20 protein-coding genes are annotated in these 22378 nt (G+C 71.8%); 18 read left to right on the forward strand and 2 right to left on the reverse strand.

Going from position 1 to position 22378, the window contains the following annotated elements; genetic code table 11:
* The 15 genes from AB0J71_RS45155 to glgB form a co-directional block, all read left to right on the forward strand.
* Positions 1 to 258 (forward strand): GMC oxidoreductase (locus tag AB0J71_RS45155; protein ID WP_364420357.1); only part of this gene is annotated, 258 nt, incomplete at its 5' end.
* Positions 259 to 264: 6 nt separating this feature from the next.
* Positions 265 to 1872: a GMC family oxidoreductase N-terminal domain-containing protein gene (locus AB0J71_RS45160; protein WP_364420359.1), complete on the forward strand. Its 1608-nt coding sequence runs from the start codon at positions 265 to 267 to the stop codon at positions 1870 to 1872.
* Complete coding sequence (locus AB0J71_RS45165) at positions 1869 to 2570, forward strand: EthD domain-containing protein (RefSeq protein WP_352327032.1); 702 nt, start codon at positions 1869 to 1871, stop codon at positions 2568 to 2570. The genes AB0J71_RS45160 and AB0J71_RS45165 overlap by 4 nt, the downstream gene beginning before the upstream one ends.
* Positions 2567 to 3394, forward strand: coding sequence for a type 1 glutamine amidotransferase domain-containing protein (locus AB0J71_RS45170; RefSeq protein ID WP_358297542.1), 828 nt, complete (start codon positions 2567 to 2569; stop codon positions 3392 to 3394). The genes AB0J71_RS45165 and AB0J71_RS45170 overlap by 4 nt, the downstream gene beginning before the upstream one ends.
* 9 nt (positions 3395 to 3403) lie before the next feature.
* The gene (locus AB0J71_RS45175; protein ID WP_364420362.1) at positions 3404 to 5056 is read left to right on the forward strand and encodes a thiamine pyrophosphate-binding protein; all 1653 of its coding nucleotides are present in this window, start codon (positions 3404 to 3406) and stop codon (positions 5054 to 5056) included.
* Positions 5053 to 5652 (forward strand): DJ-1/PfpI family protein, encoded by a 600-nt coding sequence (locus AB0J71_RS45180; RefSeq protein WP_352327035.1) that lies wholly within the window; start codon positions 5053 to 5055, stop codon positions 5650 to 5652. The genes AB0J71_RS45175 and AB0J71_RS45180 overlap by 4 nt, the downstream gene beginning before the upstream one ends.
* A gap of 8 nt (positions 5653 to 5660) precedes the next feature.
* Complete coding sequence (locus tag AB0J71_RS45185; RefSeq protein WP_352327036.1) at positions 5661 to 7463, forward strand: AGE family epimerase/isomerase; 1803 nt, start codon at positions 5661 to 5663, stop codon at positions 7461 to 7463.
* 11 nt (positions 7464 to 7474) lie between these two features.
* Positions 7475 to 7834 (forward strand): STAS domain-containing protein, encoded by a 360-nt coding sequence (locus tag AB0J71_RS45190; protein ID WP_352327037.1) that lies wholly within the window; start codon positions 7475 to 7477, stop codon positions 7832 to 7834.
* Complete coding sequence (gene glgX / locus AB0J71_RS45195) at positions 7831 to 9963, forward strand: glycogen debranching protein GlgX (RefSeq protein WP_364420364.1); 2133 nt, start codon at positions 7831 to 7833, stop codon at positions 9961 to 9963. Before AB0J71_RS45190 ends, glgX begins: the two co-directional genes overlap by 4 nt.
* 20 nt (positions 9964 to 9983) lie before the next feature.
* A complete protein-coding gene (locus AB0J71_RS45200) occupies positions 9984 to 10304 on the forward strand; it encodes an anti-sigma factor antagonist (protein ID WP_352329001.1) in 321 nt (106 codons plus the stop codon).
* A complete protein-coding gene (locus AB0J71_RS45205) occupies positions 10288 to 10719 on the forward strand; it encodes an ATP-binding protein (RefSeq protein WP_352329003.1) in 432 nt (143 codons plus the stop codon). Before AB0J71_RS45200 ends, AB0J71_RS45205 begins: the two co-directional genes overlap by 17 nt.
* A gap of 9 nt (positions 10720 to 10728) precedes the next feature.
* Complete coding sequence (locus AB0J71_RS45210) at positions 10729 to 11901, forward strand: PP2C family protein-serine/threonine phosphatase (RefSeq protein WP_352329005.1); 1173 nt, start codon at positions 10729 to 10731, stop codon at positions 11899 to 11901.
* Entirely contained in the window at positions 11898 to 13205 is a 1308-nt protein-coding gene (locus tag AB0J71_RS45215) for an NDP-sugar synthase (protein ID WP_352329007.1), read from the forward strand. Before AB0J71_RS45210 ends, AB0J71_RS45215 begins: the two co-directional genes overlap by 4 nt.
* 3 nt (positions 13206 to 13208) lie before the next feature.
* Positions 13209 to 15191: an alpha-1,4-glucan--maltose-1-phosphate maltosyltransferase gene (locus AB0J71_RS45220; RefSeq protein ID WP_352329008.1), complete on the forward strand. Its 1983-nt coding sequence runs from the start codon at positions 13209 to 13211 to the stop codon at positions 15189 to 15191.
* Positions 15188 to 17086, forward strand: coding sequence for a 1,4-alpha-glucan branching protein GlgB (gene glgB / locus AB0J71_RS45225; protein ID WP_364391835.1), 1899 nt, complete (start codon positions 15188 to 15190; stop codon positions 17084 to 17086). The genes AB0J71_RS45220 and glgB overlap by 4 nt, the downstream gene beginning before the upstream one ends.
* 22 nt (positions 17087 to 17108) lie before the next feature.
* Here the strand turns inward: glgB and AB0J71_RS45230 are convergent, their stop codons facing one another.
* Complete coding sequence (locus tag AB0J71_RS45230; RefSeq protein ID WP_352329471.1) at positions 17109 to 17747, reverse strand: response regulator transcription factor; 639 nt, start codon at positions 17745 to 17747, stop codon at positions 17109 to 17111.
* Positions 17725 to 18606, reverse strand: a complete 882-nt coding sequence (locus tag AB0J71_RS45235) for a histidine kinase (protein WP_352329472.1) — start codon at positions 18604 to 18606, stop codon at positions 17725 to 17727. Before AB0J71_RS45235 ends, AB0J71_RS45230 begins: the two co-directional genes overlap by 23 nt.
* Positions 18607 to 18936: 330 nt before the next feature.
* On the opposite strand from AB0J71_RS45235, the gene AB0J71_RS45240 reads away from it, so the two are divergent.
* The 3 genes from AB0J71_RS45240 to AB0J71_RS45250 all read left to right on the forward strand — a co-directional run bounded on the left by AB0J71_RS45240 (position 18937) and on the right by AB0J71_RS45250 (position 22289).
* On the forward strand, positions 18937 to 20088 hold the full coding sequence (locus tag AB0J71_RS45240; RefSeq protein ID WP_352329473.1) for an IS701 family transposase: 1152 nt from the start codon (positions 18937 to 18939) through the stop codon (positions 20086 to 20088).
* A 35-nt stretch (positions 20089 to 20123) separates the two neighbouring features.
* Positions 20124 to 21236, forward strand: coding sequence for a low temperature requirement protein A (locus AB0J71_RS45245; protein WP_352329475.1), 1113 nt, complete (start codon positions 20124 to 20126; stop codon positions 21234 to 21236).
* A gap of 90 nt (positions 21237 to 21326) precedes the next feature.
* Positions 21327 to 22289, forward strand: a complete 963-nt coding sequence (locus AB0J71_RS45250; RefSeq protein ID WP_352329477.1) for a hypothetical protein — start codon at positions 21327 to 21329, stop codon at positions 22287 to 22289.
* Positions 22290 to 22378 lie beyond the last annotated feature (89 nt).

Raw genomic sequence — 22378 nt, forward strand, 5'->3', positions numbered from 1 at the left:
GGCGTGACGAGCCCGGCCGCCCTGGCCGAGTACGTGCGGGCCAGCGCCTCGACCGTGTGGCACCCGGCCGGCACCTGCCGGATGGGCCGCGACGACGAGGCGGTCGTCGCGCCCGACCTGCGGGTGCGCGGCGTGGACGGGCTGCGCGTGGCCGACGCCTCGGTCATGCCGGTCATCACCCGGGGCAACACCAACGCGGCCACGATCATGATCGCCGAGAAGGCCGCCGACCTGGTCGCCGCATCGGCGCGGAGGTGAGCTGAGATGACACAGAGCTTCGACTTCGTCGTCGTCGGCGGCGGCACGGCCGGATCGGTCATCGCCGCCCGGCTGAGCGAGCTGCCCGGGGCCAGCGTGCTGGTCCTGGAGGCGGGCGACACGAAGGTCACGGACGCGGTCGAGGACCCGAGCCGGTGGAACGAGGTGCTGCTGACCGAGCTGGACTGGGCGTACATGAGCGAGCCGCAGCCGGGGCTCGGCGGGCGCCAGGTCTACTCGGCGGCGGGCCGCGGCCTGGGCGGGACCTCGAACGTCTACCACATGATCCACACGCGCGGCCGTCCTGCGGACTTCGACGCCTGGGCCTACGACGGCTGCCCCGGCTGGTCCTACGCCGACGTCCTGCCCTACTTCCAGCGCCTGGAGGGGCAGCGGGACGCGACCAACCCCACGGCGGGCCACGACGGCCCCATCAAGATCGTCAACGCCCGGGACATGGGCAACCCGGTCTCCCAGACGTTCGTGGACGCCTGCGTGGAGCTGGGTTACCCGCAGGTCGAGGACTTCAACGCCGACAGCTTCGGCGTCAGCTGGCACCACGTCGACATCGACGTCGACAAGGGCACCCGCTGCGGGGTGCGCGCCTCCTACCTGGAGCCGGCGCTGGAGCGGCTGAGCGTCGAGGTGGGCGCGCTGGCCACCCGGCTGCTGTTCGAGGGCGAGCGCTGCGTGGGCGTGGAGTACCTCAAGGACGGCGAGCTGCGGACCGTCAGGGCCGCGCATGAGGTGATCGTCAGCGCGGGCGCGATCCAGTCGCCCAAGCTGCTGCAGCTGTCCGGCATCGGCGAGGCCGGCGCGCTGGCCGCGCTCGGCATCCCGGTGGTCGCCGACCTGCCCGGCGTGGGCGCCAACTTCCACGACCACCCGCTGGTCATCGGCCCGATCGGGTACATGGAGGAGGCCGCGCCCGACCCGCGCGGCCAGGTCACCGAGGTCGGCCTGTTCTGGGGGTCGGAGCCGGGGCTGCCGGTGCCCGACATGGAGATCTGCCTGGTGCACCGGGCGCCGTTCGGCGACCAGTTCTTCGCCAACGTCATCAAGCGGGTGGAGACCGGGCAGCCGCTCACGCCGGTGCGCGAGCTGGTCGACCCGAAGATCGTGCTCACCCTGCCGGGGCTGGTCCGCCCGCTGTCACGGGGCAGCGTCCGGCTGGCCGGCACCGACCCGACGGCCTACCCGCGGGTCAGCGCGAACTACTTCGCCGAACGCTCGGACCTGGAGCGCACGGTGACGATGGTGCAGATCGCCCGCGACATCTACGCCAGCTCCGCCTTCCGGCGCGACTGGGGGCTGACCGAGGTCGCGCCCGGCCCGGACGTGCGCACCCGGGAGCAGCTCAGCGCCTGGGTGGTGGAGAACGTCGGCTCGTACTACCACTTCGCCGGCTCCTGCAAGATGGGCTCCGACAGCCTCGCCGTGGTGGACACCCGGCTGCGGGTGCGCGGCGTCGAGGGGCTGCGCGTCGCCGACGCCTCGATCATGCCGACGATCGTCTCGGCCAACCCCCACACCACCACCGTGATGATCGGCGAGCGCGCGGCCGAGTTCGTCGCGGCGGACTTCCTCCCGGCCCGACAGGAGGCCACGCGATGATCCACCAGTTCATCTTCGGCGCCCCCAAGCCCGGCTTCACCGCCCAGCAGTTCCAGGACTACTGGGTCGACGTGCACGCGGTGAAGTACGCGAGCAAGATCAAGCAGATCAGGCAGTACCTGGTCGACACCCGCATCCCCTTCGACGGCGACGTGGGCCGGCCGCCGCTGCCGCACCAGGGCATCGCCGAGATCTGGCTGGCCAGCGCCGAGGAGCAGCTCGCCTCGCTGCAGAGCGAGGAGTTCCTCCAGGGCGCCCGGCTGGACGAGCCCAACTGGGCGGCGTTCTGGTCGACGATCGTGGTGGACACCGTCGCCCACGAGCTGGTGCCCGGCCCCAAGCCGCGGCCGGACAGCTGGGTGAAGGTCACCACGCTGATCAAGCGGCGGCCCGGCATGCCGCTGGACACCTACCGCAAGCAGTCCCTGGAGTCCTACGCCGCCGCGGTGGCCGGGCTGCCGGGCCTGCGCAGGCACCTGCACTGCCACACCGTGGACGGCGCGTACACCTTCGGCGAGGCCGGCTTCGACGCCGTGGACCAGCTCTGGTTCGACGACGTGGACGCGCTGCGCGCCGCGCTGGCCTCGGCCCATCACGCCCGCCGGGTCAAGCCGGAGCTGGAGGCGATCGCCGACCCGGCCCACGTGTTCTCCATGACCTGCAAGGAAAACTGGATCATCCCCGGGGAGTCGGCATGACCAAGCGCGTTCTCGTGATCCTCTCGGAGTTCGGCTACTGGGGGGAGGAGCTCGTCGGCCCGCTGTCGGCCTTCGACGAGCGCGGCTACGACGTCGTGTTCGCCACGCCGACCGGCAAGCAGCCGCACGCCCTGCCGCCCAGCATGGACCCCGACTACGTCGACCCGCCGCTCGGCCGCTCGGTCACCACGCCCGAGGTGGCCAAGCTGACCCGCGACCTGGACGAGTCCGGCCGCCTGGCCAACCCGCTCAACCTGTCGGCCTGGGCGCCCGAGCGCCCCTACACCAGCAGCCCCGACTACCTGCGCCGGCTGGAGTCCTACCACCGGGCGGTGGCCAAGCTGGAGGCCGAGCTGGTGCCCTACGACGCGGTGCTGATCGTGGGCGGCAGCGGGCCGATCGTGGACCTGGCCAACAACGAGCGGGTGCACGAGATCGTGCTCGCGTTCGTGCGGGCGGGCAAGCCGGTGGCCGCCGAGTGCTACGGCGTGGCCTGCCTGGCCTTCGCCCGCGACTGGGAGGACCGCAAGAGCATCATCTGGGGCAAGCACGTCACCGGCCACTGCAAGGAGTACGACTACAAGGACGGCACCGGGTTCCTCGGCGTGCCCGACTTCAACATGGGGCCGCCGCCGTACCCGCTGGAGTACATCCTGCGGGACGCCACCGGGCCGCAGGGCCGCTACATCGGCAACTTCGGCAGGGAGACCTCGGTCATCGTGGACTTCCCGTTCGTCACCGGACGCTCCACGCCCGACTCGTTCCTGACCGGGCAGAAGATCGTCGAAGTGCTCGAGGGCGGCCTGCGCCGCTTCGGCTGGTGATGGCGGGCCATGGCCAGGGACGGCAACACCGCGATCATCGAGCAGTTCCTCAGCGACGGCATCACGTACATGTTCGGCAACCCGGGGACGGTCGAGCAGGGCTTCCTGGACGCGCTGGAGGGCTTCGAGGACTTCCACTACATCCTCACCCTGCAGGAGACGGTGGCGGCCGGCATCGCCGACGGCTACGCCCGCGCCACGGGCGGCCCCGCGCTGCTGCAGCTCCACAGCGGCGTGGGGCTGGGCAACGCGATCGGCATGCTGTACCAGGCCAAGCGGGGGCACTCCCCGCTGGTGGTCGTCGCCGGTGAGGCCGGGGTCGGCTACGACGCGATGGACGCCCAGATGGCCGCCGATCTCGTGGCCATGGCCCGGCCCGTCACCAAGCACGCCATGCGCGTGATCGACCCGGGCTCGGTGCTGCGGGTGCTGCGCCGGGCGGTCAAGATGGCGATGACGCCGCCGCGCGGCCCGGTGTTCGTGGCGCTCCCGCTCGACGTGCTGGACCAGCCCAACCACGAGCCGGTCCAGCCGTCGGTGGTGCCGCACTCGGCCGCGCTGCCCGCCCCGGAGCTGGTCCGCCGGGCCGCCGGGCTGCTGTCCGGCGCCCGGTCCCCGATCATCCTGGCCGGCGACGGCGTGTCGGTCTCCGGCGCGCAGGCGGAGCTGACCCGGGTGGCCGAGCAGCTCGGCGCGGACGTGTGGGGCGTGGAGTTCTCCGAGGCGAACATGGACGGCCGGCACCCGCTCTTCCGCGGCCAGCTCGGCCACATGTTCGGCCAGGTCAGCGCGGACGCGGTCAAGGACGCCGACGCGGTGCTGGTGGTGGGCACGTACCTGTTCCCCGAGGTGTTCCCGTCGCTGAGCAGCCCGTTCGGCAAGGACGCGCGGATCGTGCACGTCGACCTGGACTCGTACGAGATCGCCAAGAACCACCCGGTCACGCTGGGCCTGGTGGCCGACCCCCGGCTCACGCTGGCGGCGCTGTCGGCGGAGCTGGAGGGCACGCTGAGCAAGGCCGACCAGCGGGCGGCGGCGGCCCGGCTGGCCCGGCGGACGGCGGCGCAGCAGCAGCGGGTCGGCCCGGCGCCGGCCGAGGACTCGATACTCAACGCGTTCATGCGCGAGCTGGCGGCGCGGGCCCCCGAGGACGTGATCGTCTTCGACGAGGGGCTGACCGCGTCCGGCGTGATCGGCTCCTACTTCCCGCCGCGCGGGCCGGGCAGCTGGTTCCTGACCCGCGGCGGCTCGCTCGGCGTGGGCATCCCGGGGGCGATCGGCGCCAAGCTCGCCCGTCCGGACCGCACGGTGATCGGCTTCACCGGCGACGGCGGCAGCATGTACACCTTCCAGGCGCTGGCCACCGCCGTGCGGTACGACATCGCCGCCAAGTTCGTGATCTGCAACAACCACAGCTACCGGCTGCTGGACAACAACATCGAGGAGTACTGGCGCGGCCGGGGCATCCCCGGTCACCGTTTTCCTCGCTCGTTCGACCTCTCCTATCCCGACCTCCAGTTCACCGACCTGGCCAGGGGCTGCGGCGTGGACGGGCTGCGGGTGGAGAAGGCCGACCAGATCGAGGAGGCCGTCGAGCGGCTGCTCGGCCACGACGGCCCCTTCCTCATCGACCTCGTCACCGAACCGGGGAGGCCATTGTGAGCGGCATCGAGCCACGGGCCGGCGCGGCGCTGAACGGCCGCAAGATCGCTGTCCTGATGGAGAGCGACTACGTCGAGCCGGAGATCTTCTACTACGAGCGGCGCTTCGCCGAGGCCGGCGCCGAGGTGCACTTCATGACCCGCCTGTGGGGGCAGCAGTCGATCACCTTCACCGGTCACGAGTGGCGGGTGCCGTTCACCGTGGACCGTGGGTTCGAGGGCATCAGCGACCGTGAGCTGCGCTCCTACGCCGCGGTGATCGTGCCCTCGGGGATCGTCTCGGACCGGCTGCGCTACACCGACGACGTCAACCGGCTGGCGCCGGCCACCGCGTTCGTGCGGCGGGCGCTGGAGGAGCCGTCGATCATCACGGGCGTGATCTGCCACGGCCTGTGGCTGATGGCCGCCGCCCCCGAGACGATGCGCGGGCGCAAGGTCGTCGCGCACAACAACCTCGTGGGCGACGTGCGCAACATGGGCGCCGAGTACGTGGACCAGGACGTGGTCATCGACGGCAACCTCATCACCGGGCGCAGCGTGTACCACTGCCATCTGTTCGCCCACACCATCATCGGCCAGCTCGCCGAGACGCTGTAGGAGCAACGATGAACTTCACCTTCATGGACACCGTGGCCGGGCGGGTCGAACGGTTCGACGCCGGCTCCGGCTCCTTCCGGCTGGCGACCATCGACGGCCGTACGGTCGAGGTGCGCCTGGACGGCGAGGTCTCGGCCGAGCTGCTGCGCAACCTGGGCGAGCCGTACGTGGACGCGGGCGACCACGTGCGCGACATGCTGACGCCGGGCCGCCACCTGTTCGTCTACGGGATCTTCTACCCCGAGGGCGGGGAGCCGGTCTTCTCGGCCAAGCGGCTGATCTTCCTGGGCCGCGGCTCCGGCGAGTACCGGTTCGAGCAGCCCGACTGGTGGATCAACCAGCTCGACGAGATCGCCGCGTTCTACCGCCGCGCCCAGTTCGGGCAGGGGCCGGTCGACTTCCGCGACTACCGGACGATCCTGCGCCTGGGCGGCGACAAGACCGCCAGCCACGTGCAGGAGACCGACACGATCTCGCGCCTGGTGTACGGCATGGCCTCGGCGTACCTGCTGACCGGCGACGACGCCTACCTGGAGGTCGCCGAGCGCGGCACCCGCTACCTGCGCGAGCACATGCGCTTCGTGGACCCCGAGAACGACGTCGTGTACTGGTACCACGGCATCAAGGTGGACGGCGAGCACGAGAAGAAGCTGTTCACCTCGGAGTTCGGCGACGACTACGACGCCATCCCGATGTACGAGCAGATCTACGCCCTGGCCGGCCCGACGCAGACCTACCGGGTCACCGGCGACAAGCGCATCGCCTCCGACGTCGACGCCACGCTGCGGCTGTTCGAGAAGTTCTTCCGCGACCACCGGCGCGGCGGCTACTACTCGCACGTCGACCCGATCCTGCTCAGCCCGCACCACGACTCGCTCGGGCCGAACCAGTCGCGCAAGAACTGGAACTCCATCGGCGACCACGCCCCGGCCTACCTGATCAACTACTACCTGGCCACCGGCGACGAGCGCCACCTGGAGATGCTGGAGCGCACCTTCGACACGATCGTCGAGCACTTCCCCGAGCCGTCGAGCCCGTTCGTCAACGAGCGGTTCCACGACGACTGGAGCCACGACCTGACGCACGGCTGGCAGCAGGACCGCGCGGTCGTCGGGCACAACCTGAAGATCGCCTGGAACCTCATGCGCATGCACGGCGCCCGCCCCAAGGACGCCTACCGGGACCTGGCCGAGCACCTGGCCCGCACCATGCCGGCGGTCGGCAGCGACCAGCAGCGCGGCGGCTGGTACGACGTCGTCGAGCGGCACCGGGCCGAGGGCCAGCGGTGGCACCGCTTCGCCTGGCACGACCGCAAGGCGTGGTGGCAGCAGGAGCAGGCGATCCTGGCGTACCTGATCGTCGCCGGCGAGCTGGGCGGCGAGGACCACCTGGAGCAGGCGCGCCAGGCGGCGGGCTTCTACAACGCCTTCTTCCTGGACCACGACGAGGGCGCGGTCTACTTCAACGTGCTGGCCAACGGCCTGCCGTACCTGCTCGGGACCGAGCGGTTCAAGGGCAGCCACTCGATGAGCATGTACCACTCCTCCGAGCTGTGCTATCTGGCGACCGTCTACACGCGGCTGCTGGTCACCCGGCAGCCGCTCACCCTGCACTTCAAGCCGGGCCCGGACGCCGAGCGCATCCTGCGCGTCGCGCCCGACCTGCTGCCGGCCGGACGGGTGCTGCTCACCGAGGCCGAGGTGGACGGCAAGCCGTACGAGGTGCTGGACCCGGTGGCGATGACCGTGGAGCTGCCGGTCTCGGCCGAGGCGCTGCGCGTCAAGGTGACGCTGACCCCGGTGCAGGAGTGAGCGTGCCGGCCATGGAGATCACGACGGACACCGTCGGCCCGGTCACCGTGATCGGGCTCACCGGCCAGCTCGACAGCAGGTCGGCCCCGGCCGCGCAGGAGCGCATCCTGTCGCTGCTGCCGGACAGCCGCCCGGTGCTGCTCGACCTGACCGGCGTCAGCTACCTGTCCAGCGCGGGCCTGCGCACGATGCTGCTGGTCTACCGGCGGGCGCGGACCATGGACAGCTTCATCGCCCTGGTGGGCCTGTCGGCCGAGCTGCGCGGGGTGATGGCGGCGACCGGGTTCCTGCGCTTCTTCGTCGTCGCCGACTGCGTGGCGGACGCGCTGGAGATCGTCCGGGTCGCCGAGCCGAGGGAGGAGGCCACATGAGTGTGGAGACGCAGGGCGTGCCGGGCCGGATCGACTCCTTCCCGACGGCCGAGCTGGCCGGGTTCGGGGTGCGGGCGGGCCATCCGATGCCGTTCGGCGCCACGCTGGTGCCCGGCGGGGTGAACTTCTCGGTCTACTCCAGCGGCGCGAGCGCGGTCTCGCTGGTGCTGTTCCGGCGCGGCGAGCGGGAGCCGTTCGCCGAGCTGCCCTTCCCCGGCGAGTACCGGATCGGCGGCGTGTGGGCCATGACCGTGTTCGGCCTGGACCACGAGGGCGTCGAGTACGGCTACCGCGTCACCGGCCCGGAGACGCCGGCCCCCGGCGACCGGTTCGACCCGGCCAAGATCCTGGCCGACCCGTACGCCAGGGTCATGTCCGGCCGGGACGTGTGGGGCGCCGAGGTGGACTGGGACGACCCCTACCCCTACCGGTCGGTGCTGGTCTCCGACGACTTCGACTGGGAGGAGGACCGGCCGCTGCGCGTCGCGCCGGAGGACCTGGTCGTCTACGAGCTGCACGTGCGCGGCTTCACGGCGGACCCGTCCTCGGGGGTGTCGGCGCCGGGCACGTACGCGGGGCTGATCGAGAAGATCCCCTACCTGAAGGCGCTCGGCGTCAACTGCGTGGAGCTGATGCCGGTCTTCGAGTTTGACGAGTTCGACATGAGCCGCGTCAACCCGGTCACCGGTGAGCGCCTGTACAACTACTGGGGCTACTCGACGCTCGGCTTCTTCGCGCCCAAGGCCGGCTACGCGGCCACCGGCCGGTACGGCATGCAGTCCGACGAGTTCAAGAACCTGGTCAAGGAGCTGCACCGGGCCGGGATCGCGGTGGTGCTGGACGTGGTCTTCAACCACACGGCCGAGGGCAACGAGAACGGCCCGACCATCCACTTCCGCGGCCTGGACAACGCCACCTACTACATGCTCACGCCGGAGGGCTACTACTACAACTTCAGCGGCACCGGGAACACCTTCAACTGCAACCACCCGGTGGTGCGCGATTACGTGCTCGACTGCCTGCGCTACTGGGCCGGCGAGTACCACATCGACGGCTTCCGCTTCGACCTGGCCGCGATCCTGGACCGCGGCCAGGACGGCGCGCCGCTGGCCAACCCGCCGCTGATCGAGACGCTGGCCCACGACCCGCTGCTGCGCGACTGCCTGCTGATCGCCGAGGCGTGGGACGCCGGCGGCCTGTACCAGGTGGGCTCCTTCCCTGGCTACCAGCGCTGGTCGGAGTGGAACGGCCGCTACCGCGACGCGCTGCGCCGCTTCCTGAAGGCCGACCCCGGCTCGGCCGGCGAGCTGGCCACCCGGCTGGTCGGCTCGCCCGACCTGTACGCCTCCCGCGGCACGCTCGCCTCGGTCAACTTCGTCACCTGCCACGACGGCTTCACGCTGGCGGACCTGTTCGCCTACAACGGCAAGCACAACGAGGCCAACGGCGAGGACAACCGCGACGGCAACGACGACAACCAGAGCTGGAACTGCGGCGCCGAGGGCCCCACCCAGGACGCCGAGGTGCTGGCGCTGCGCGGGCGGCAGGCCAGGAACGCGCTGCTGTTGCTGCTGCTCAGCCAGGGCATCCCGATGATCCTGGCCGGCGACGAGGTCGGCCGCACCCAGCAGGGCAACAACAACGCCTACTGCCACGACGGCCCGCTGTCGTGGTTCGACTGGGGCCTGACCGAGCGCAACGGCGACCTGCTGCGGTTCGTGCGCGAGTGCGTCGCCTTCCGCGCCGCGCACCCGATGGTGCGCGACCGCCGCCACCCGTGCGGCGACGAGGGCGCCGGCGGCCTGCCGCAGGTGTCCTGGCACGGCGAGCGGGCCGGCGAGCCGGACTGGTCGCCGGACGGCACGCTGGTGGCGATGCTGCGCAGCGGCCCGGCGGCCGGCGGCGGCGAGGAGCACCTGTACCTGGCCGCCAACACCCACTGGCAGGCGCGGGAGCTGGAGCTGCCCGCGCTGCCGGGCGGCGCGGTGTGGCACCTGTTCGCCGACACCGCGGCCGCCGCCCCCGGCGACGTCCACTCACCGGGCCAGGAGCCGCCGCTGGCCGACCAGCGGCGGATCGTCGTCGGCCCGCGGGCCGCGGTCGCGCTGGTCGGCCGCGCCCATCCGTGAAATCCCATGGAGGAGATCCCATGTCGTTCAACGCGATCCTGACCCACGACGGCAGCACCGCACTGATCACGCTGGAGGGCGAGCTGGACGCCCTGACCGCCGAGACCTTCAGGAGGGAGGTGGAGCGCGCGGCCGAGGCCGCGGCCGAGCTGCTGGTGCTGGAGATGTCGCAGCTCAGCTACATGTCCTCGGCGGGGCTGCGCGGGCTGGTGTTCGCCCGGCAGAAGCTGGCCGACGACGTGCGCATCGTGCTGGTCGGCGCCAACGACGCCATCGAGCAGACCATCCGGCTGGTCGGTTTCCACCACAGCGTGGACTTCAGCGATGCGATCCCCGAGTAGGCAGGCGATGGAGCGGCTCAGGCTGCCCGCCGAGCCCGAGTCGCTGGAGGAGCTGATGGCCTACGTGCAGACGCTGAGCGCGCTCGGCGGGCTGACCCGCACGCGCGCCCACTGGCTGCGGCTGGCCGCCGAGGAGCTGATCGTCAACATCATCACCCACGGCCACCGCGACCGGCCGGGCGAGCTGGAGGTGACGGGCGGGGTGGAGCCGGGCCGGGTGTGGCTGCGCCTGACCGACTCGGCGCCGCCGTTCGACCCGACCGCCTACGAGGCCGTTCCCGACCTGGACCGGCCGCTGGGCGAGCGCCGGCCGGGCGGGCTGGGCGTCTACCTGGCCCGTACGGTCGCCGACCAGGTCCGCTACGAGTACAGCTCGGGTCGTAACCAGACGACCATCATCATGAACCGCGTCTAGGAGGTGCCGATGGATGCGGAGGTGACCCTCGTCGTCAGTGGCCCATCACCAGCAGCGGAAGAGCTGTGCCTGCTGCTGGCCGCCGACGGCGCTCCCGTGGCCAGGCGCACCCCCGAGCAACTGCTGGCCGAGGCGCCTCCGCCCACCGGTCTGCTGCTGGTGAACGCGAGCCTCGACGTGGAGGTCGTGCGCGAGGTGACGCGGGTCGTCCAGGCCGGCGCGCGGCCGCCCGTCGTGGTCGCGTTCACCGACGGCGACCTGCGTCAGCTCGCACCGCACGTGCTGGCCGGGCTGGACTACATCGTCCCGCCGTTCGTGCCGGAGCTGCTGCACCGCAGGCTGCGGGCGGGCCAGGTGTTCGGCCGCTTCCCGGGCGCCGAGGGTGAGGCGCTGCTGAAGTACGAGCGCGAGCTGCAGATCGGGCGGGAGATCCAGGCGGGATTCCTGCCCGACGCGCTGCCCGCCCGCGCCGGCTGGCAGCTGACCGTCCGGTTCCAGCCGGCCAGGGAGGTCGCGGGGGACTTCTACGACGCCCTGGAGCTGCTGGGCGGCTCGCGGATCGGGCTGGTGGTGGCCGACGTGTGCGACAAGGGCGTCGGCGCCGCCCTGTTCATGGCCCTGATCAGGACCCTGCTGCGGCACACGGCCGCCCACGTGGAGACCGGCCCGGCCGCCGCCGTCCAGGACGACACCACGCCGCTGCTGCGCGCGGTGATCGCGACCAACGACTACCTGACCGCCAACCACCTGCGCCAGGGCTACTTCGCCACGCTGTTCTTCGGCGTGCTCGACCCGGTCACCGGCGCGCTGGTCTACATCAACTGCGGGCACAACCCGCCCATCATCCGCCACGCGGGCGGCGGCCACACCCTGCTGCGTCCCACCGGGCCGGCGCTGGGGCTGGTGCCCGACTCCGTCTTCGAGGTCGGCAGGGCCCACCTGGACCAGGGGGACCTGCTGTTCGCCTACACCGACGGCGTGCCCGAGGCCAGGGACGAATCCGGCCGCTTCTTCAGCGAGGAGCTCATGCTGACCCTCGTCTCGCAGCCCGCCGCCGGCGCGGAGGACCTGCTGGACAGGCTCGAACGGGAGATCAGCGCGCACATCGGGTCCGCCGAGCAGTTCGACGACATCACCATGATCGCTCTACGTAGGACACCCACGGGGAAGTACGGACAATGAACGAGATCGCCGGAATCGCATTGGCGGGCGGACAGGGTCTCAGGGCCCGGCCGCTCACCCTGGAGGCCCCCGGCCACCTGCGGAGCAAGGCCACGGTCTGCTTCGCCGGACGGCCGGTCATCGAATGGCAGATCATGGCCCTGCGCGACCAGGGGGTCAGCGACTTCTACCTGATCGCCAACGGCCGGGAGAACCGCTACCAGGCCAAGGACGTGCTCGGCCACGGCGAGGGACTGGGCGTGCGCGTGCGCTACTCACGGCCCCGGATGGACTGGACCAACACCGGTTCCGGCGAGGCGACGCTGAGCAGCCTGGACTACTGGCAGCTCGACGGCCTGGCGCTGGTGTTCCCGACCGACTCGCTGTTCGAGTTCGACCTGGACGAGCTGGTCCGCCGCCACCGCGACAGCGACGCGGTGGTCACCGTGGCCGTGGTCGAGCGGCCGGCCGAGGAGGTCGCGGGCAAGTACGGCACGATGGTCACGGACGCCTCCGGGCAGATCCGGCGTTTCGTGGAGAAACCACCGCTGGCCGAGGTGCACGCCCTGGCCGCCGACCCGGCCCGGGTGCCCGTCAACGCCGGGCTCTACCTGGTCGACTGCGGGCGGCTGCGGAAACTGGCCGGGGAGCCGTCGCTGGCCGAGCTGGCCCGCCACCGGCTCGACTGGGGGCACGACCTGCTCCCGTGGCTGGTGGAGGCCGGGCACCGGGTCGGCATCGCGCCCATCGCCAAGCTGGGCGACCTGGGTAACCTGCGCGACTATCTCGGCACGCTGACCGACGCGCTGAGCGGCGGCTACCCGCACGTGCTCAAGGGCATGCTGCGGGCCTACCCGGGCAACGTGCGCATCCACGAGTCCTCGCTGCGCCAGCGGGACGCGACGTCGGGCATGACGCTGGCCGAGAAGATCAGCGCGGGCCTGGTCAGGATCGGGCCGAACGTGCACATCGGCCGGGACGTCGAGATCGGCCCCGGCGTGGTCGTCTCCGACTCCGCGATCGGCGACGGCGTCGACCTGCACACCGGGTGCCGGCTGCAGCGGGTGGCCTGCCTGGACGGCGCGATCATCGGCCCCTGGGCGCGGCTCACCGACACGCACGTGGGGACGATGGCCAGGGTCGAGTCGTTCGTGGACTGCGTGACCGTGCTGAGCGGCTACAGCGCGCTGGGCAACGGAGTGACGGTTCAGGCCGGCGTGCGGCTGTCCGGGGTGACGGTGTACCCGGGGCTGACCGTGCCGGCGCACTGCGAGGCCGCCGCCGGCACCTCGTTCGAGACCATCGCCGACCTGCAGGACGCGTGAGACATGACTGAGACGCTGGTGTTGACCGAGATCTCCGAGATCGCCGCGGGCCGCGTGCCCATCGTGGGGGTCCGGCCCGTCGTGGCGGGCGGGTGCCGCCCCGCGCGCGCGGTGCCGGGCGAGCCGTTCGAGGTGTCGGCGACGCTGTTCCGGGAGGGGCACGGCGTGGTGGGCGCGAACGTCGTGCTCACCGACCCCGACGGCAAGCAGGCCGCCTGGATCCCGATGGCGGCCGTGTCGGAGGGCTCCGACCGGTACGCGGCCGAGGTGTCGGCCCACCGGGAGGGCGAGTGGACGTTCCGGGTGGAGGCGTGGAGCGACCCGGTGGCGACCTGGCTGCACGTGGCCGAGGTGAAGATCCCCGCCGCGATCGACGTGGCCGTCACGATGGAGGCCGGCGCCCGGCTGCTGACCAGGGCCGCCGCCCAGCCCGAGGTGCCGCCCGCCGACGCCCGGCTGCTGCGCGTGGCCGCCGCGACGCTGCGCGACGGCGAGCTGGACCCCGAGGCGCGGCTGGCGATCGCGCTGGCCGAGCCGGTGCTGCGGACGCTGGCCCGCCGGCCGCTGCGCGACCACGTGACGGCCGGGGAGGAGCTGCCGCTGCTGGTGGAGCGCGAACGGGCGCTGTACGGGGCCTGGTACGAGTTCTTCCCTCGCTCCGAGGGCGCCGTGGTGGATCCCACGGGCTGTCACCCGCCGCGCTCGGGCACCTTCCGGACCGCGGCCGAGCGGCTGCCCGCCGTCGCGGCGATGGGCTTCGACGTGGTCTACCTGCCGCCGATCCACCCGATCGGCCGCACCAACCGCAAGGGGCCGGGCAACTCGCCGATCGCCGGGCCGCACGACCCCGGCTCGCCGTGGGCGATCGGCTCGGCGGCGGGCGGCCACGACGCCGTCCACCCCGACCTGGGCACGATCGACGACTTCGACTTCTTCGTGGCCAGGGCCGCCGAGCTGGGCCTGGAGGTGGCGCTGGACTTCGCGTTGCAGTGCTCGCCCGACCACCCGTGGGTACGGGAGCACCCGCGGTGGTTCGAGCACCGGCCCGACGGCAGCATCGCCTACGCCGAGAACCCGCCCAAGAAGTACCAGGACATCTACCCGATCTCCTTCGACGCCGACCCCGGCGGCATCCTGGCCGAGTCGCTGCGGGTGCTGCGGCACTGGATGGGCCACGGGGTGCGGATCTTCCGGGTGGACAACCCGCACACCAAGCCGGTGTTCTTCTGGGAACGCCTGATCGCCGAGATCAACCGCACCGACCCGGACGTCGTCTTCCTGGCCGAGGCGTTCACCCGTCCGGCGATCATGCACACGCTGGCCGCGGTCGGCTTCCAGCAGTCCTACACCTACTTCACCTGGCGCAACGCCAAGCCGGAGCTGGAGAGCTACCTGGGCGAGCTGGCAGGGGAGGCGGCGGCGTACATGCGGCCGAACCTGTTCGTCAACACGCCGGACATCCTGCACGCCTACCTGCAGGAGGGCGGTCCCGCCGCGTTCCGGGTGCGGGCCGCGCTGGCCGCGACGGCCTCCCCCACCTGGGGCGTGTACGCCGGATTCGAGCTGTGCGAGCACGAGCCGGCCGCGCCGGGCAGCGAGGAGTACAAGGACTCGGAGAAGTACCAGTACCGGCCGCGCGACTGGTCGGCCGGCGGCACGCTGGCGCCTTTCCTGGCCGCGCTGAACCGGGTCCGCCGCCGCCATCCGGCCCTGCGCCTGCTGCGCAACCTGCGTTTCCAGCACGCCGACGACGACGCCGTGCTCTGCTTCGCCAAGCAGGCGGGCGAGGACACCGTGATCGTCGTGGTCAACCTCGACCCGCACCACGTGCGGCAGGCCACGGTGACGCTGGACCTGCCCGACCTCGGGCCGTCCTTCCGGGTGCGCGACGAGCTGACCGGCGAGGTCTACCAGTGGGGGGCGCGCAACTTCGTGCGGCTGGACCCGTCCAGGCAGCCGGCGCACATCCTGGCGGTGGAGCGGTGACGGACGTCCTGACCGGCGGGGGCCCGTCCGTGCTGGGCGAGCTGGACCTGCACCTCATCGGCGAGGGCAGGCACGAGGAGCTGTGGCGGGCGCTGGGCGGGCGCACCCGGACCGTGGGCGGCGTGGCGGGCGTCTCGTTCGCCGTGTGGGCGCCGGGCGCGCGCGAGGTGCGGCTGGTGGGCGACCTCAACGGCTGGGACGGCGCCGGGCACGCGCTGCGCCGGGCGCCCGGCGGCGGCCTGTGGGAGCTGTTCGTGCCCGGGGCCGGCGACGGCTGCCGGTACATGTACGAGATCACCGGCGCGGACGGGCGTACCCGGCGCAAGGCCGACCCGCTGGCCCTGGCGGCCGAGCACCCGCCGCGCACCGCGTCGGTGGTGTTCACCTCGCGGCACCGCTGGCGCGACGGCGCGTGGCTGGCGGCCCGCGGCGACGGCCCGGCCCGCGAGGCGCCCATGAGCGTGTACGAGCTGCACCTGGGCTCCTGGCGGCGCGGCCTGACCTACCGCGACCTGGCCGAGCAGCTGCCCGGATACCTGCGCGGCATGGGCTTCACCCACGTGGAGCTCATGCCGGTGGCCGAGCACCCCTTCGGCGGCTCGTGGGGCTACCAGATCTCCTCCTACTACGCGCCGAGCTCCCGCTACGGCACCCCGGACGACTTCCGCGCCCTGGTCGAGGCGCTGCACCTGGCCGGGATCGGGGTGATACTCGACTGGGTGCCCGCGCACTTCCCGCGCGACGACTGGGCGCTGGCCCGCTTCGACGGCGGCCCCCTGTACGAGCACCCCGACCCGCTGCGCGGCGAGCATCCCGACTGGGGCACGCTCACCTTCGACCTGGGCCGCCCGCAGGTGCGCAACTTCCTCATCGCCAACGCCCTGTATTGGTGCGCGGAGTTCCACGTCGACGCCCTGCGCGTGGACGCCGTCGCCTCGATGCTCTACCTGGACTACTCCCGCCCGGACGGTGCCTGGCGGCCCAACGCGCACGGCGGCAGGGAGCACCTGGAGGCGATCGCGTTCCTGCGCGAGCTGAACGACACCGTCCACCGGCGCTGTCCCGGGGTGCTGACGATCGCCGAGGAGTCCACGGCGTGGGAGGGGGTGACCCGGCCGACGTCCGCCGGCGGGCTGGGGTTCGACTTCAAGTGGAACATGGGCTGGATGCACGACACGCTCGGCTACATGCGGCGCGACCCGGTGCACCGGCCGTACCACCATCACGCGCTGACGTTCGGGCTGACGTACGCGTACGCGGAGGACTTCGTGCTGCCACTCAGTCACGACGAGCTGGTGCACGGCAAGGGCTCGCTGGCCGGGAAGATGCCGGGCGACGAGTGGCAGCGGCTGGCGAACCTGCGCGCGTACCTGGCCTTCATGTGGGCGCATCCGGGCAAGAAGCTGCTGTTCATGGGCCAGGAGTTCGCGCAGCGCAGCGAGTGGTCCCACGACCGCGAGCTGGACTGGGCGCTGCTGCGCGACCCGCGGCACAAGGGCGTGCGCGACCTGGTCAGGGACCTCAACCGGCGCTACGCCGCCACCCCCGCGCTGTGGCGGCTGGACTGCTCCCCCGGCGGCTTCACCTGGATCGACGCCGACGACGCCGGTTCCAGCGTCTACTCCTTCGTGCGCTGGGACCGGTGGGGGGCGCCGCTGGTGTGCGTGAGCAACCTGTCACCGGTGCCGCGGCACGGGCACCGGCTGGCGCTTCCCTCCGGCGGGCGCTGGCACGAGGTGCTCAACACCGACGCCGCCTGTTACGGCGGCGGGAACCTCGGCAACCTGGGCTCGGTCACGTGCCCGGAGGGGGGTGCGGTCGCCGAGGTGCTGCTGCCGCCGCTGGCGACGCTCTGGCTGGTCCCCGGAGAGGAGGCGCCGGAGCGCCGGCAGTGAGGCGGCCATGGCGGAGGGGGCGTCAGGGCGTCAGCAGTGAGGCGGCCATGGCCTTGTTCACCGCGTCGAGGCGGGAGGTGGCGTCGAGCTTGGTGAAGATGTTGCGCAGGTGACGCTTGACCGTGCCTTCGGCGATCATCAGCCGGGTGGCGATCTGGGCGTTGCTGAGCCCCTGGGCGGCCAGGGACAGCACGCTCAGCTCCCGCTCGGACAGCTTGCCCGTGCGCGGCCGGCCGGACATCATCAGGCTCTCCCGCGACACCGACAGCACCACGCGCTCGGCGTCCGCGCAGACGCCGCGGATGGCCTGCACCAGTTCCTCCCGGCCGACGCTCTTGAGCAGGTAGCCGCGCACGCCCTGGGCGATGAGCTCCTGCACCAGCACCGGGTCGTCGTACATGCTCAGCACGATGACGCGGGACCGGGGCGAGACCCGGTGGATGTGGGTGGTGGTGCGCACGACGCCGTCGCCGGGCATCTCCACGTCGAGCACCACGACGTCCGGCCGCAGCGCCTCGGCCGACTTCACCGCCGCGCGCGCGTCCCCCGCGGTGGCGACGACACGAAGGTCGGGTTCGAGCTCCAGCGTCTGCTTGAGCGTCTCCCGCAGGATCGTGTGATCGTCGGCGATGAGGACGTCAATGCTGCCTTCTCTTTGCATCCGATGTTTCCTTCGGCCGCTCGTCCCGGACAGCCCGGACAGGGGCACGGAAGACGACCTCGGTGCCCTTCCCGGGGGTGCTCTCTATGGTCACCAGGCCGCCCAGAGCGACCCCGCGCTCACGCATGGAGGTCAGGCCGTTCCCATGTTTCGCGCGCCACCCCGAGAAACCCCGGCCATTGTCCCGCACAATTGCTGTGATCCGGTCGTGCACAATCTTGACGCACACTTCGAGCAGGTCGGCGCCCGCGTGGGAGATGCTGTTGGTAATGGCTTCGCGTAATATCAGGAATAACTCGTCCCGAATGCCCGGAGGCAGGCCCTCGACATCGCCGATAAGGGTGATTCGATGCTCCAGCCGGGGGTCCACAATGGTTGTCATGAGCCGCACGAGCGCTTGCTCCATTCCCGGCCAATGGGCGTGAACGCGCAGGTCGGATATGACGTCCCGGATTTCCTGGTGGGCTCGCAGCAGGGCGGCCTTCGCCTCCTTCACATGCACCGGGAAACCGTCCGTACCACGTGCGTGACCGATTTCGGCGAGCTCCAGCTGCCGGCTCGCCACGCTGATCTCGTGGCCCACCCGGTCGTGCAGGTCGCGGGAAATTCGCCGCCATTCCCGGGCGTCGCCGCGGTCGCCGTCCACCGGTCCGGCCAGGGCTCCTGAAGAACGGTCCGTACTGGCCTTGAGCCGGGCCACCATCAGGTCGAGGAGCTCCTCCGCCAACTCCGCGCACTCGCCCGGAGCGGCCCCGGAAGTTGATTCTTCAATTTCGCCGCACAGCTGTGCCAAGATCGCAGCCTTATGGGCCTCGATCCGCTCGGCTATCACAACCGTGGGCTGGATGTTGCACTGCACTGGTCATCCCCCGTAGTGTGTGTCGCCTTACTCAGTCACCGGCGCAGATCCCCGCATCATATGATCACATGATTCCGGCGGATGCAAGAGTGCACTCCAGACTCATCGGGCGGCAAGTCCATTACCCGCACACCTGACTGACGCCGCGTGTGATGTAATACCGGGTTATCCATGAGCACCCGGCAGCTGCCTCCGGGAGTACTCCCTTTAATACTCCCGGACAGCTCCGCTGCCACCTTGGTGTTACTCTCTTGTGCGAACCAAAACTTAACTGCGATCCTGACCGCGTTCGCCATTACGGATCTTCTCTAATGCAGGTGAGGGGCGGTCATGAGAGAACTCGCGGTGAACGAGCGGGAAGAGTTCGCAGAATTCTTCGGTACGATATTCGGTTCGCTGCCGCGCTCCGACCAGCGTAGCGCGGCGGAGTCGTACGTGCTGGGGCTGCTGCACGCGGGCGGGCGCAAGTCCATCCAGCGCATCGCCGACGAGGTGGGCGGCCCGCACAACGGCCAGTCGCTGCAGCAGTTCGTCAACCAGAGCCGCTGGGACCCGCGCCCGGTCCGCCGCACCGTCGCCGACGTGCTGGCGGCCGGCGCGCCCCCGGCCGCCTGGCTGGTGGAGGAGGTGGCCTTCGCCAAGCACGGCCGCTGGTCGGCGGGCGTCGAGCGCCAGTACGTGCGCGGCCTCGGCCGCACGGTCAACTGCCAGGTGGGCGCGGCCGTGCTGATGAGCTCCGGCGAGGCGGCCGTGCCGGTCAACTGGCGGCTGTGCCTGCCGCAGTCGTGGGAGGCCGACCACGACCGGCGGGCCCGCGCGCACGTGCCCGACCATGAGCGGCACCGGCCCTTCGGCGAGCACGTGATCGACCTGGTCGACGACCTGACGCTCGACTGGGGCACGCCCGTCGCGCCGCTGGTGGCCGACCTCACGCACGTCCGGGGCGTCGCCGACCTGCTGCGCGGCCTGGAGGACCGCGGCCTCGACTACGTCGTCGAGGTCGACGCCCGCCACCGGGTCCGGGCCTCGATGAGCGTGGTGCGCGGGGGCGGCCCGCGGGCCCGCGTCGCGCTGGCCGAGGCGGCGCAGGCCGCGGCCGGGATGGAGCGGCGCACGGTGGCCTGGTGGGAGGGGCCGCGGGGGCGGTCGCTGCGTTCGCAGTTCGTCCTCCTGCCGGTCTCCGACGACCAGGCGCGTTCGCGCAGGCTGCTGGTGGAGTGGCCGCTCGGCCGGCCGCGGCCGCGCGCGTTCTGGCTGACCAACATGTCCGTGCCGGCGCAGGAGCTGGTCGCGCTGGCCAAGTCCCGCTGGCGGGCCGCCCACGCCATCGGCGAGCTGGCCGGGGGCTTCGGGCTGTTCGACTACGAGGGCCGTTCCTTCCACGGCTGGCACCACCACGTCACGCTGGCCTCGGCCGCCTACGCCTTCGACGTGCGCTGGCGGCTGGCCGCCGGCGCCGAGCCCGCGCTGCTGCCCGCGTGAGCACCCGCACGACGTACGAGGAGTCACACCGCTCGATGAAGCCGAAAGCAGACAAGCAAGTCACCTGGGTCGAGCTCTTCTTCGACCTGGTCTTCGTGTTCGCCGTCACCCAGCTGTCCGACCTGCTCCACCACGGCCACGGCTGGGGCAGCGTGGGGCAGGCCGTCGTCGTGCTGGTGCCGACGTACTGGGCCTGGGTGGGCATGGCGGTGCACGCCAACACCCGCGACGTCAACAACACCCCCGACCGGCTGGGCATCCTGGCGCTCAGCCTGTGCGGCCTGTTCATGGCGCTGGCCACCCCCCTGGCCTACGAGGAGCGCGGGCTGATGTTCGGCGCCGCCTACTTCGCCCAGCGCTCGCTGCTGGCCGCCCTGTACTTCCGCGGCCGGCCGTTCGAGCTGGTCAACCCGTTCACGCTCTCGGTGTGCGTGACCGGGCCGCTGCTGCTGGCCGGGGGCCTGCTGGACAGCGGCGCCCGGGTGTGGGTCTGGGCCGCGGCCGCCGCCATCGACCTGGCCGCGCCGGTGCTGACCCGCAGCCACCTGGTGCGGGTCAACTTCCACCCCCATCACTTACCCGAGCGGTTCGGCCTGTTGCTGATCATCGCGATGGGCGAGCCGATCCTGGCCATCGGCGCGCAGGCGTCGTCGTCGCGCCCGCTCGCGGTGGGCTCGATCGGCGCGGTCGCCGCGACGTTCGTGCTGGCCTGCGCGCTGTGGTGGGTGTACTTCATCTTCGCCGCCGAGTCGCTGCCCAAGGCCCTGGACGAGGCCGTGATCCGCACCGACCTGATCCGGCGCGTCTTCTCCTACGGCCACCTGGCCTTCATCGGGTCGATCATGGCGATGGCGGTGGGCATGGCCGAGGTCGTCTCCCATCCGGGCCAGGTCTTCGCCGCCCCCGTGACCGCGCTGCTGTTCGGCGGCTGCGCCCTGTACTTCGCGACGTTCTGCTACGCCCGCTGGCACATCTTCGGCAAGTGGTCGGGGCCGCAGCTCGCCATGCCGGTGGCCATCCTGGCGATCATCCCGATCTCGCTGCAGGCGCCGGCGCTGCTGTCCGTGGCCTGCCTGGTGCTCGTGGTGATGACGTTCAACTTCCTGGAACATTCGCGGGCCAGATCCGAGTCCGACGCCTTGACTTAGCGCGCGCTCTAACCGGCAAGGTGAGGGCGGCGGCGCCGGTCGTGCGGGCCGCCTCCAGGACATGAACCGGGTGGACAACTGAGGAGCGTCATGAAGAATCCCGCTGTTCGAGTCGCGGTCGCCTACCTGGTGTCCGCGGTCGTCGGCGCAGTGATCATCGGTTCGTTCGTCGGAGCGCTGCACCACCCGGTTCCGCACGGGGTGCCGCTCGCCGTGGTGGGCCCCGACGCCGCCCGGCTGGAGCAGGCCGCGGGCGGGGCCGTGGACGTCCGCCCGTACGCCGACGCGGCCGGCGCGCGGGCGGCGGTGCTCCGGCGTGAGGTCGAGGCCGCCTACCTGGCGGGCGAGGGCCGGCTGCTGGTGGCCGGCGCGGGCGGTGACACGGCGGCCCCGCACTTCACCGCCCTGATGCAGCGCGCCGCCGGACGGCAGCTCGCCGTCGAGGACGTGCGCCCGCTGGCCGAGGGCGACTCCTCCGGCGTGTCCGGCATGTTCTACGTGCTGGGCCTGCTGCTGACGGCGCTGGCGACGACCGTGCTGACCATGCGCATGCAGCCGATGATGCACCGGGGGCTGCGCCTCGCGGTGCTCGCGCTCGGCGCGGTGACCGGCGGTCTGGCGCTCACCTGGGTCGTCGACGGCCTGCTCGGCGCGCTCACCGGCGCGCCGCTCGGGCTGCTGGCCGTCTCGGCCGCGGTGATCTTCCTGGTGTCGGTGGCGGTGAACGGGCTGATGCGCCGCTTCGGGCCGCGCGGCGTGATCGCGGCGGCCGTGCTGTTCATCCCGATCGGCCTGCCGGCCAGCGGCGGCCCGTTCGGCGCCGCGTTCATCGAGCCCTGGTACGCGGCGCTCGGCTACGTGCTGCCCACCCGGTCGGCGCTCGAACTGGTGCGCAGCGTGGTCTACTTCGACGGCGCCGCGGTGGCCGTCCCGCTGACGGTGCTCGGGCTGTGGGCGGTGCTCGGCCTGGTGCTGATGGCGCTGCCGCCGCGCCCGATGCCCCGGCCCGCCGCGCCCGCCGCGCCGTCGGTGCCCGTCGCCGGGGCTCACTGAACACCGGACCGGCCATCGGCCCCTGGACCGGCCCTCTGGGCCGGCCCTCTGGACCGGCGCGGCCGCGGGTGCGGGGGTCCGCGCCCGTG

The sequence above is a fragment of the Nonomuraea sp. NPDC049637 genome, assembly GCF_040675235.1.
Lineage (GTDB): Bacteria > Actinomycetota > Actinomycetes > Streptosporangiales > Streptosporangiaceae > Nonomuraea.